The sequence below is a fragment of the Allobosea sp. genome (assembly GCF_017308075.1).
Lineage (GTDB): Bacteria > Pseudomonadota > Alphaproteobacteria > Rhizobiales > Beijerinckiaceae > Allobosea.
In genome coordinates this window covers 1-11,512 of the sequence record NZ_JAFKFX010000013.1, presented here as the reverse complement: position 1 = coordinate 11,512, position 11,512 = coordinate 1, and the positions used below count along the sequence as shown (strand labels likewise).

Annotated in this window: 10 protein-coding genes and 1 tRNA gene; all 11 read right to left on the bottom strand. The window is 65.5% G+C overall.

Annotated features, from left to right (window positions below):
• On the bottom strand, positions 1–1,270 hold a 1,270-nt coding region (locus J0J10_RS00480), incomplete at its 3' end, for a DNA-directed RNA polymerase subunit beta' (protein WP_465247135.1).
• A gap of 129 nt (positions 1,271–1,399) precedes the next feature.
• A complete protein-coding gene (gene rpoB, locus J0J10_RS00475) occupies positions 1,400–5,521 on the bottom strand; it encodes a DNA-directed RNA polymerase subunit beta (protein WP_291642185.1) in 4,122 nt (1,373 codons plus the stop codon).
• 241 nt (positions 5,522–5,762) lie between these two features.
• Complete coding sequence (gene rplL / locus J0J10_RS00470) at positions 5,763–6,140, bottom strand: 50S ribosomal protein L7/L12 (RefSeq protein WP_291642183.1); 378 nt, start codon at positions 6,138–6,140, stop codon at positions 5,763–5,765.
• 51 nt (positions 6,141–6,191) lie between these two features.
• Positions 6,192–6,707 (bottom strand): 50S ribosomal protein L10, encoded by a 516-nt coding sequence (rplJ, locus tag J0J10_RS00465; RefSeq protein WP_291642182.1) that lies wholly within the window; start codon positions 6,705–6,707, stop codon positions 6,192–6,194.
• A 545-nt stretch (positions 6,708–7,252) separates the two neighbouring features.
• Positions 7,253–7,951 (bottom strand): 50S ribosomal protein L1, encoded by a 699-nt coding sequence (rplA, locus tag J0J10_RS00460; RefSeq protein ID WP_291642180.1) that lies wholly within the window; start codon positions 7,949–7,951, stop codon positions 7,253–7,255.
• Between the two features lie 13 nt (positions 7,952–7,964).
• Complete coding sequence (rplK, locus tag J0J10_RS00455) at positions 7,965–8,396, bottom strand: 50S ribosomal protein L11 (protein WP_291644375.1); 432 nt, start codon at positions 8,394–8,396, stop codon at positions 7,965–7,967.
• Positions 8,397–8,729: 333 nt separating this feature from the next.
• Positions 8,730–9,263 (bottom strand): transcription termination/antitermination protein NusG, encoded by a 534-nt coding sequence (nusG, locus tag J0J10_RS00450; RefSeq protein ID WP_291633118.1) that lies wholly within the window; start codon positions 9,261–9,263, stop codon positions 8,730–8,732.
• A 15-nt stretch (positions 9,264–9,278) separates the two neighbouring features.
• The gene (secE, locus tag J0J10_RS00445; protein ID WP_066480198.1) at positions 9,279–9,473 is read right to left on the bottom strand and encodes a preprotein translocase subunit SecE; all 195 of its coding nucleotides are present in this window, start codon (positions 9,471–9,473) and stop codon (positions 9,279–9,281) included.
• 527 nt (positions 9,474–10,000) lie between these two features.
• Positions 10,001–10,076, bottom strand: a tRNA-Trp gene (locus J0J10_RS00440).
• Positions 10,077–10,158: 82 nt separating this feature from the next.
• Positions 10,159–11,058 carry a dihydrodipicolinate synthase family protein gene (locus J0J10_RS00435; protein ID WP_291644373.1) on the bottom strand — a complete coding sequence of 300 codons (900 nt, stop codon included), beginning with the start codon at positions 11,056–11,058 and terminating at the stop codon, positions 10,159–10,161.
• A gap of 268 nt (positions 11,059–11,326) precedes the next feature.
• On the bottom strand, positions 11,327–11,512 hold a 186-nt coding region (locus J0J10_RS00430), incomplete at its 5' end, for an EF-Tu C-terminal domain-related protein (RefSeq protein ID WP_465247134.1).

Sequence of the window (11,512 nt, the reverse complement as noted above, 5' to 3'; positions counted from 1 at the left end):
GCACCGGATGCTCGCGGATGACCTCGTCCAGGATATCCCAGACCTCGGGCTTCTCCTTCTCGACGAGCTTCTTGGCCTGCTTGACCGTGGTCGAGTAGCCCTTGGCGTCGAGGCGCGCATAGAAGAACGGCTTGAACAGCTCGAGCGCCATCTTCTTCGGCAGGCCGCACTGGTGCAGCTTCATCTCCGGGCCGACCACGATGACCGAACGGCCGGAATAGTCGACGCGCTTGCCGAGCAGGTTCTGGCGGAAACGCCCCTGCTTGCCCTTCAGCATGTCGGCGAGCGACTTCAGCGGACGCTTGTTGGCGCCGGTGATGACGCGGCCGCGACGGCCGTTGTCGAACAGGGCGTCGACCGATTCCTGCAGCATCCGCTTCTCGTTGCGGATGATGATGTCCGGCGCGCGCAGCTCGATCAGCCGCTTCAGGCGGTTGTTGCGGTTGATGACGCGGCGATAGAGGTCGTTCAGGTCGGAGGTCGCGAAACGGCCGCCATCGAGCGGCACCAGCGGACGCAGATCCGGCGGGATGACCGGGATCATGGTCATCACCATCCATTCCGGCTTGTTGCCGGACTCCTGGAAGGCCTCGATGATCTTGAGGCGCTTCATCAGCTTCTTCGGCTTGAGCTCGGACGTCGTCGTCGCGATCTCATGCTTCAGATCGGCGTTGATCTGGTCGAGATCGAGCGCGCGCAGCATCTCGCGGATCGCTTCCGCGCCGATCATCGCCGTGAAGGTATCCGCGCCATACTCCTCCTGGCAGCGGACATACTCCTCCTCGGAGAGCAGCTGGCGGTCCTTGAGCGGGGTCAGGCCCGGCTCCAGCACCACATACGACTCGAAATAGAGGATGCGCTCGAGGTCCTTGAGCGGCATGTCCATCAGCAGGCCGATGCGCGAGGGCAGCGACTTCAGGAACCAGATATGGGCGACCGGCGCCGCGAGCTCGATATGGCCCATGCGCTCGCGCCGGACGCGTGCCAGCGTCACCTCGACGCCGCACTTCTCGCAGATCACGCCCTTGAACTTCATGCGCTTGTACTTGCCGCACAGGCACTCATAGTCCTTGATCGGCCCGAAGATGCGGGCGCAGAACAGCCCGTCGCGCTCCGGCTTGAAGGTCCGGTAGTTGATGGTCTCGGGCTTCTTGATCTCGCCGAACGACCAGGACGCGATCTTTTCCGGGCTGGCGATCGAGATCTTGATCGCATCGAACGCCTGCTGCACCGGCTGCTGGCCGAAAAGGTTCATGACCTCTTGCTTCATAGCCTGTCTCCTATGGCCGGTGGGGTTTCAAGGGAAACCGCCCTGCCCGGCCTTTGATCCATCGGCCGGCGGCGTGAGTGCCGCCGGCATGAGTAACGAACGCTGCCGTGCCCCTCGGGGCGCGGCGGCTTACTCGGCCGCCTCGGCCGGGGGCAGCTCGCCCGGCCTCGGCTTGTTGCTGATCAGCTCGACATTGAGACCGAGCGAACGCATTTCCTTGACGAGCACGTTGAAGCTCTCCGGGATGCCGGCCTCGAAATTGTCTTCGCCACGCACGATCGACTCGTAGACCTTGGTGCGGCCCGCGACGTCGTCCGACTTCACGGTCAGCATTTCCTGCAGCGTGTAGGCGGCGCCGTAGGCTTCGAGGGCCCAGACCTCCATCTCGCCGAAGCGCTGGCCGCCGAACTGCGCCTTGCCGCCGAGCGGCTGCTGGGTGACGAGCGAGTACGGGCCGATCGAGCGCGCATGGATCTTGTCGTCGACCAGGTGGTGCAGCTTCAGCATGTAGATGTAGCCCATCGTCACCTTGCGGTCGAAAGGCTCGCCGGTCCTGCCATCGTACAGCGTGGACTGCCCAGAGCTGTGCAGCCCGGCCTGCTCCAGGAGCCGCTCGATATCGGCCTCCTTGGCGCCGTTGAACACCGGCGTCGCCATCGGCACGCCGCGACGCAGGTTCTGGCCCATCTCGACCAGCTCGTCGTCGTTCATCGAGGCAACGATCTCGTTGTCCTCGTAGACCGCTTCGAACGAGGCCCTCAGCGCCTTGGAATCATGCGCCTTGCGATAGGCGTCGAGCGCCTTGCCGATCTGCTTGCCGAGGCCTGCGGCGGCCCAGCCCAGATGGGTCTCCAGGATCTGTCCGACGTTCATGCGCGAGGGCACGCCGAGCGGGTTCAACACGATGTCGGCATGGGTACCATCCTCGAGGAACGGCATGTCCTCCGCCGGCACGATGCGCGAGACCACGCCCTTGTTGCCGTGGCGGCCGGCCATCTTGTCGCCCGGCTGGATCTTGCGCTTCACCGCGACGAAGACCTTGACCATCTTCATCACGCCCGGAGGCAGCTCGTCGCCGCGCTGCAGCTTCTCGACCTTGTCGAGGAAGCGCTGCTCGAGGCGCTTCTTCGACTCGTCGTACTGCTTCCGCATCGCCTCGATTTCGGTCATCAGGGCGTCGTCCGCCGTGGCGAACAGCCACCACTGCGAACGCGGGAACTCGCTCATCGCCTCGCGGGTGATGACCGTGTCCTTCTTGAAGCCCTTCGGACCGGCAAGACCGGTCTTGCCGGTCAGGATCTCGGCCAGACGCGCGAAGGTGTTGCGGTCGAGGATCGCCTGCTCGTCGTCGCGGTCCTTGGCGAGACGCTCGATCTCCTCGCGCTCGATCGCCTGGGCGCGCTCGTCCTTGTCGACGCCATGGCGGTTGAAGACGCGCACTTCGACGATCGTGCCCTGCACGCCCGGCGGGACGCGCAGCGAGGTGTCGCGGACATCGGAAGCCTTCTCGCCGAAGATGGCGCGCAGCAGCTTCTCTTCCGGCGTCATCGGGCTCTCGCCCTTCGGCGTGATCTTGCCGACCAGGATGTCGCCGGCGGCGACTTCCGCACCGATATAGACGATGCCGGCTTCGTCGAGGTTCTTCAGCGCCTCTTCCGAGACGTTCGGAATGTCGCGCGTGATTTCCTCAGGGCCGAGCTTGGTGTCGCGGGCCATGACCTCGAATTCCTCGATATGGATCGAGGTGAAGATGTCTTCCGAGACGATCTTCTCCGAGAGCAGGATCGAGTCCTCGAAGTTGTAGCCGTTCCACGGCATGAACGCGACGAGCACGTTGCGGCCGAGAGCGAGCTCGCCGAACTCGGTCGACGGGCCGTCCGCGACGATGTCGCCCTTCTTGACGATGTCGCCGACACGGACCAGCGGGCGCTGCGTGATGCAGGTCGACTGGTTCGAGCGCTGGAACTTCTGCAGACGATAGATGTCGACGCCCGGCTTGGTCGGGTCCATCTCGTCGGAAGCGCGGATGACGATACGGGTCGCGTCGACCTGGTCGACGATACCGGCGCGGCGGGCCGCGATGGCGGCGCCGGAGTCGCGGGCGACCGCGGCCTCCATGCCGGTGCCGACGAAGGGCGCGTCGGCGCGGACCAGCGGCACCGCCTGGCGCTGCATGTTCGAGCCCATCAGCGCGCGGTTCGCGTCGTCGTTCTCGAGGAACGGGATCAGCGCGGCGGCGACGGAGACGACCTGCTTCGGCGAGACGTCCATGAAGTCGACCTTGTCGACCGGCGTGACGATGACTTCGCCGGCGCGGCGGCAAACGATCAGATCATCGGTCAGGCGGCCTTCAGCGTCGACCGCGGCATTCGCCTGGGCGACGTTGTACTTCGCCTCCTCCATCGCCGAGAGATAGATGATCTCGTCGGTCTGCTTGCCGTCGCGGATGCGGCGGTACGGGCTCTCGATGAAGCCGTACTTATTGACGCGGGCGAAGGTCGCGAGCGAGTTGATCAGGCCGATGTTCGGGCCTTCCGGCGTCTCGATCGGGCAGATGCGGCCGTAATGCGTGGTGTGCACGTCGCGCACCTCGAAGCCGGCGCGCTCGCGGGTCAGACCACCCGGTCCAAGCGCCGAAAGACGACGCTTGTGAGTGACTTCCGAGAGCGGGTTCGTCTGGTCCATGAACTGCGAGAGCTGCGAGGAGCCGAAGAACTCGCGCACCGCGGCGGCCGCGGGCTTCGCGTTGATCAGGTCCTGCGGCATCACGGTGTCGATGTCGACCGAGGACATGCGCTCCTTGATGGCGCGCTCCATGCGCAGCAGACCCAGGCGATACTGGTTCTCCATGAGCTCGCCGACCGAGCGCACGCGCCGGTTGCCAAGATGGTCGATGTCGTCGATCTCGCCCTTGCCGTCACGCAGGTCGACCAGCGCCTTGACCACGGCGAAGATGTCTTCCTTGCGCAGGATGCGCACGGTGTCCTCGGCGTCGAGGTCGAGGCGCATGTTCATCTTGACGCGGCCGACGGCCGAGAGGTCGTAGCGCTCGGCGTCGAAGAACAGCGACTGGAACATGTTCTCGGCCGTCTCGAGCGTCGGCGGCTCGCCCGGACGCATCACCCGGTAGATGTCGAACAGCGCTTCCTCGCGGCGCGAGTTCTTGTCGACCTTGAGGGTGTTGCGGATATAGGGGCCGACCGTGATGTGGTCGATGTCGAGCACCGGCAGCTCCTCGAAGCCCGCATCGAGCAGGGCCTTGAGGCTCTTCTCGTCGATCTCGTCGCCGGCCTCGGCGAAGACCTCGCCGGTCTGCGGGTTGACGAGGTCCTCGGCGATATACTGGCCGTAGAGATCGTCATCGCTGGCGCGCAGGAACTTCAGGCCCTTCTCGGCGAGCTGGCGCGCGGTACGCGCGACGAGCTTCTTGCCGGCCTCGACCACGACCTCGCCGGTGTCGGCGTCGATCAGGTCGACGCTCGCCTTGAAGCCCTTCATGCGCTCGGCGTCGTAGGGCACGCGCCAGCCATCGCCGTCGCGGGTGTAGGAGATGTGGTTGTAGAAGCGGTTGAGGATCTCCTCACCGTCCATGCCGAGCGCGAACAGCAGCGAGGTCACCGGGATCTTACGCTTGCGGTCGATGCGCGCGTAGACGATGTCCTTGGCGTCGAACTCGATGTCGAGCCAGGAGCCGCGATAGGGGATGATGCGGGCGGCGAAGAGCAGCTTGCCCGAGGAATGGGTCTTGCCCTTGTCGTGATCGAAGAACACGCCCGGCGAACGGTGCATCTGCGAGACGATGACGCGCTCGGTGCCATTGACGATGAAGGTGCCGTTGTCGGTCATGAGCGGCATCTCGCCCATGTAGACGTCCTGCTCCTTGATGTCCTTGACCGACTTGGCCTGGGTGTCCGGGTCGATATCGAACACGATCAGGCGCAGGGTCACCTTGAGCGGCGCCGAGAAGGTCATGCCGCGCTGGCGGCACTCGTCGACGTCGTATTTCGGCGGCTCGAAGGTGTACTTCACGAATTCGAGCAGCGAGGCGCCCGAGAAGTCGCCGATCGGGAACACCGACTTGAAGACCGACTGCAGGCCTTCGTCGCTGCGGCCGCCCTTCGGCTCGTCGATCATCAGGAACTGGTCATAGGACGCCTTCTGAACCTCGATGAGGTTCGGCATCTCCGCCACTTCCTTGAGCTTGCCGAAGAACTTCCGGACGCGCCTGCGGCCCTGGAGAGAATTGACCATGGTGTTCCTCGCAATCTCGGACGGCTCACCCGGCGGTCCGGGTTCTGGCGGTCGGGCCGCCGGGTGAGCCGTTCGGCGCCTCGGCGCCGACTTTCAACTGGATGAACCGTCACGCCGCTGCGCGATGATCCCTGCACACGTCGCCCCGCCCCGCGGAAACGACGCAACAGCCCCGGAGGCGGCGAGCCGCCCCGGGACTGTGCTTGTCGACTAGTTTCGGACCGGCATCAGCCGGCCCTGCTCACTTGAGCTCGACCTTGGCGCCGACGGCCTCGAGCTGCTTCTTGAGCTTCTCGGCCTCGTCCTTGGCGACGGCTTCCTTGACCGGCTTCGGAGCGGCTTCGACCAGATCCTTGGCTTCCTTGAGGCCCAGGCCGGTGATGGCGCGGACTTCCTTGATCACCTCGATCTTCTTGTCGCCGGCCGAGGCCAGGACAACGGTGAACTCGGTCTGCTCTTCGACGGCGGCGGCGGCAGCGCCAGCGGCCGGGCCAGCCGCAACGGCGACGGCGGCGGCGGCGGAGACGCCCCACTTCTCTTCGAGCATCTTGGCGAGGTCAGCGGCCTCGAGAACGGTGAGCGACGAGAGTTCGTCGACGAGCTTGGCGAGATCGGCCATTTTTCAGCTTCCTGATGTAAGAGGTTCGAACGATTAGGGTGTGACGGCTGCTCAGGCAGCGTTCTTGTCGGCGTAGGCCTTGACCACGCGCGCCAGCTTCCCGGCAGGCGCGTTCGTGAGCTGCGCGAGCTTGGTCGCCGGGGCCTGGACGAGGCCGACGATCTTGGCACGCAGTTCATCGAGCGAGGGCATCGTGGCCAGGGCCTTGACACCATCGGGGTTCAGGGCGGTCGTGCCCATCGCGCCGCCCAGGATCACGAGCTTGTCGTGATCCTTGGCGAAGGCGACGGCGACCTTCGGCGCCGCGACCGGATCGCTGGAATAAGCGATCAGGGTGGGTCCCTTCAGCAGCGGGCTGATGGACGCGACGTCGGTGCCTTCAAGAGCGATCTTGGCAAGCCGGTTCTTTGCGACCTTCACGGTGGCGCCATTGGCCTTCATCTCGCGACGAAGCTTCTGGAACTGGGCCACCGTCAAGCCCGCATAGTGGGCCACGACGACGACCGACGTCTTCGAGAAGACATCGTTCAGCGTCGCGACGGCATCAGATTTTGCCGCTCTATCCACTGGGCTCTCTCCGGTAGGCGACAGGCTTTCACACCCGTCGCCAGTTGCACGTGCCGCTCTTCGCGAGAGCCGGTTGACACCGACCCCTCGCCAGAGCGACGCTCAGTGCCCTGTCCCCAGCCATGGCCGAAGCCGTGATCGGGCGAGATGGTTCGAACCTCGTTCGGCGCCTTTCGGCTCCGGCAGAGTTCTTGCACCGTCTATGCAGGCCTCTTGGCGAAATTATGCCCTCGGACGAACCGGGAGCACCTGCAGTCTCAGACAGGACTGGACGCCAGGCCCCAGGAAATCGCTTTCCTCGCTCCCGGCATCCATTCTTCGGCGGCGAACCACCGAAAAACGCGAAACGGACCCCCTCGTGCAAAGCACGCGGAAGCCCCGACACTTATGGAAACACGGGGAAGTTCATAGCCTCTCCCCCGGCTTCTGCCAAGTGGCAATCCTTGCGAGCTTTCGCAAGGTGGGGCAGCGGCCGCATGAGGCGGCCGCGAAAGCAGGATGCGAAGCGCGGAAATCGGCCCTTCGCGCCCCGCCCCAGGACGGCTTCAGCCGCCCATCACCGTGTTCGGCTCGATCTTGACGCCCGGACCCATGGTCGAGGAGATCGCGACGCGCTGGATGTAGGTGCCCTTGGCGCCGGCCGGCTTGGCCTTCGAGACCGAATCGACGAACGCCTTGATGTTCTCCGAGAGCTTCTCGGCGTCGAACGAGACCTTGCCGACGGCGGCATGCACGATGCCAGCCTTCTCGACGCGGAACTCGACCGAACCGCCCTTCGAGGCGGCGACGGCGTTGACCAGGTCCATGGTGACCGTGCCGACGCGCGGGTTCGGCATCAGGCCGCGCGGGCCGAGCACCTTACCGAGACGACCGACCAGACCCATCATGTCCGGGGTGGCGATGCAGCGGTCGAAATTGATCTCGCCCTTCTGCACGGCCTCGACCAGGTCCTCGGCGCCGACGATGTCGGCACCGGCCTTCTTGGCCTCCTCGGCCTTGGCGCCACGGGCGAACACCGCGACGCGCAGGGTGCGGCCCGAACCGTTCGGCAGGTTGCAGACGCCGCGAACCATCTGGTCGGCATGACGCGGGTCGACACCGAGATTCATCGCGACCTCGACGGTCTCGTCGAACTTGGCGCTGGCGCGATCCTTGATCATCGCGACGGCTTCGGCGAGCGGGTAGAGCTTGGTCCGGTCGATGCCCTCACGGGCCTTGACGACGCGCTTTCCAACATGAGCCATGTTCAGTCCCCCCTCAGCCCACGACTTCCAGGCCCATGGACCGGGCGGAGCCGCGGATCATGGTCATGGCGGCATCGACGTCGTTGCAGTTGAGATCGGCCATCTTCTTCTCGGCGATCTCCTGGACCTGCGCGGCGGTGACCTTGCCGGCGGCGCCACCCTTGCCCGGGGTCTTCGAACCCGAGGTCAGGCCGGCGGCCTTCTTCAGGAAGTAGGACACGGGCGGCTGCTTCATCTCGAAGGTGAAGGAGCGGTCCTGATACGCGGTGATGATCACCGGGATCGGCATGCCCTTTTCCATCTGCGCGGTCTTCGCATTGAAGGCCTTGCAGAATTCCATGATGTTGAGGCCGCGCTGACCGAGCGCGGGACCGATCGGCGGCGACGGATTGGCCGCGCCCGCCGGAACCTGAAGCTTCACGTAGCCCGTGATCTTCTTTGCCATGATGGCTGCTCCTGCCGTCCATCCCGGCGCCTACCGGAACGACGACGCCCCATCCGGAAACCGAGTTCGTTCCGGAACGGGGTGGTTGCAGAGCGTGGTACGGCAGGGAATCCCGGTTGGCGGCCGGCCGACCTCCCACGCATGTGAGGGGCGCCCTATCGCACAACCCGGCCGGAAAGGGAAGCCCCGCCAGCATGCGGCGGCGGACCGCCCTTTCCGGCTCGACGCGCCCGGGAATGCCCGCAAATGCGAAGGCCCGCGCCGGTATGCGGCGCGGGCCCTCATGTTCGATGGCGAGAGGCGCCCGTCCGGGCTGCCTGCCCCGAATCGACCTCAGAGCTTCTCGACCTGGCCGTATTCGAGCTCGACCGGCGTGGCGCGGCCGAAAATCGAGACCGCGACCTTGAGGCGGGCGCGACCATGGTCGACATCCTCGACGACGCCGTTGAAGGAGGCGAAGGGGCCGTCGGCGACCTTGACCTGCTCGCCGACCTCGAAGACCACCGTCGGCTTCGGACGCTCGATGCCCTCGGCGACCTGACCCTTGATGCGCAGCGCCTCGTTCTCGGGGATCGGCATCGGCTTGGCCTTGTCAGCCCCGAGGAAGCCGGTGACCTTCGGCGTGTTCTTGATGAGGTGGTAGACCTCGTCGGTCATCTCGCACTTCACCAGCACATAGCCGGGGAAGAATTTGCGCTCGGCGTCAACCTTGCGGCCGCGGCGGACCTCGACGACCTTCTCGGTCGGGACCAGCACCTCTTCGAACTTGTCGGCGAGATTGCGCTGCGCCGCCTGGTCCTTGATCGACTGGGCGACCTTGTTCTCGAAGTTCGAATAGGCGTGGACGATGTACCAGCGAGTGTTCACGTTCGTGGGTTCCGTTCAGCGCGCGCCGAGGATGAGGCCGAGACCCCAGCGGATCATCGTATCGGCAAAGAGGAAAAACAGGCTGAAGACCAGCACCATGACCAGCACCATCCCGGTGGTGATCAGGGTCTCGCGGCGCGAGGGCCAGGTCACCTTGGAGGCTTCGCTGCGCACCTGCTGCAGGAAGCTGAACGGGTTCGTCTTCGCCATCGGGCCGTCACCTTAAGGTTCCGGAACGCCGCCGCGACCAAGCGCGCAAGCGACGATTCGGTACGTCCTGAAAGATTCGCGGCGCGGGGCTCAGGGAGCCGCGCGCCGTCGTGAGCCGCTTCTTACAACGCTATGGCGCGCTAGCCAAGCGCTTTCGCGGCAGCGCCCGAAAGCCGGGTCGGGAGCCCGCTCGAGACGATCCTCCCGCAGCGTGCCTTTGCATGCCGGGGAAGAGGCAAGGCCGACTGCCTATGGCAGTGAGATGGATCACCGTGACCGCGTCCCAACGGACGCGCGGTGATCTAGACGATGCAGAGCCAGGTCAGGATGCCCATGGCGGACAGGGCGAAGAGCGAAAGGCTGGCGATGGCGTCTGGCGGCAGATGATGCATGGCTCGGGTCCGGAGATTGCCCGTCCCGGTAGCCCTCGCCCATGACAGTCGCGCGACGCCGCAGCCCCGCAACGAGAAAGGGCGGCTCCACCGCAGTGGAACCGCCCTTTTCGATCGCTCATCGCGATGAAGTCCTGGCAGGGGCGGCAGGGCTCGAACCTGCGACACCCGGTTTTGGAGACCGGTACTCTACCAACTGAGCTACACCCCTGTAGTCGCGGGTTGCTTAGCCCGAACGACGCCGGCATTTCAAGTCGAAAACACACGGCGCCGTGGAAAGTTCACAGGCTCGCTCAGGCGGCATAGGGCCCGAGCTGCTCGGCATAGCGCTTGACCAGCTCCAGCCCGAAGGCGCTCGGCCGCTGCGCCGGGCTGCGATCATGGATCTCGATGCCGGCGCGGGCCCCGAAAATGCGCTTTCCGTAGCAGAGCAGGCTCTCGATCGACTGCATGATGAAGACGATCGCCGGCAGCACCTCGCGATAGGCCTCTTCGGCGCCCTCGGCATCGCCGGCGAGGAATCGATTATAGGCGCGCAGCGCGTAGTCGATCGTATCGGGCGCCAGCAGCAGGCCGACGCAGCCCGCCCGCAGATTGTCGGCGAGTTCCAGCCCGCCGCGGCCGTTCATCACCGGCAGGCGGCCCTCGGTCACCGAGATCAGCTGCTGGATATCGGTGGCCGGCCCCTCGCCCTTGATCAGGCAGATATTCGGGTGCTGGCGCACCAGCTCGCGAATATCCTCCGAGGAGAGCCCGCGGCCCATATAGGCCGGCGCGTTCTGGATCGCGACCGGCAGCGAGGTCGCCTCGGCGATTCGCCCGAAGAAGCGGATATATTCGGCCGCGCCAAAGGAGCCGACCATCGGCGGCTGCAGAATCACCCAGTCGGCCTTGGCCGCTTCGGCCGCCTTGACCTGCTCGACCTGCTCGGCGACCGAGCCGCCGAACATGGTGAAGGCGAGCGGCACCTTGCCGGCAACGTCCTCCGCCACCCAGTCGATCACCGTCCGGCGCTCGGCCAGGCTGAGCTTCGAGACCTCGGTCGCAAGCCCGAGCGCCGCCATGCCGTGAACGCCGAGCCCGAGGCAGATTTCCGTCTGGCGCTTCATCGCCGCCCGGTCGAGCCGCTCCTGCGCGTCGAACAGCGCGAAGGCGATGGCATGAATGCCGGTGAAGGGCGGCTTGAAGGCCATCTCGAATTCCTCCCTGAGATTCGTGCGGGCTGTCCCGCCGTTTCAGCCCCATTGAGCATGGGGCGCGCCGCGCGTGCAGCGGCGTTTGCGACGGGGCCCTGCCCGGGCCGCGCATGCATAAAGGAAAAGGGCGGTGTCGCCACCGCCCTTCCTGGATTCTGTCCCGGCCGGAAGGGCCGGGGCGATGTCCTGCGCGTACGCGAGGATCGTAGCGGCGACGCCTGCACCGCAAAGTTTGCGGTTTCCGCGAACGTCGTTGTTGCCTCGATCAGGCGAGGATCGAAGCAACAACCCCTGCTCCAACCGTGCGGCCGCCTTCACGGATGGCGAAGCGCAGCTTCTCTTCCATCGCGATCGGCACGATCAGGTGCACTTCCATCGAGATGTTGTCGCCCGGCATCACCATCTCCGTGCCTTCCGGCAGGTGCACCACGCCGGTCACGTCCGTCGTGCG

Coding starts and splice junctions, on each gene's coding strand:
- rplL (WP_291642183.1), bottom strand. CDS start 6,140: ATGGCCGATCTCGCCAAGCTCGTCGACGAACTCTCGTCGCTCACCGTT.
- J0J10_RS00435 (WP_291644373.1), bottom strand. CDS start 11,058: ATGGCCTTCAAGCCGCCCTTCACCGGCATTCATGCCATCGCCTTCGCG.
- rplA (WP_291642180.1), bottom strand. CDS start 7,951: ATGGCTCATGTTGGAAAGCGCGTCGTCAAGGCCCGTGAGGGCATCGAC.
- rplK (WP_291644375.1), bottom strand. CDS start 8,396: ATGGCAAAGAAGATCACGGGCTACGTGAAGCTTCAGGTTCCGGCGGGC.
- rpoB (WP_291642185.1), bottom strand. CDS start 5,521: ATGGTCAATTCTCTCCAGGGCCGCAGGCGCGTCCGGAAGTTCTTCGGC.
- secE (WP_066480198.1), bottom strand. CDS start 9,473: ATGGCGAAGACGAACCCGTTCAGCTTCCTGCAGCAGGTGCGCAGCGAA.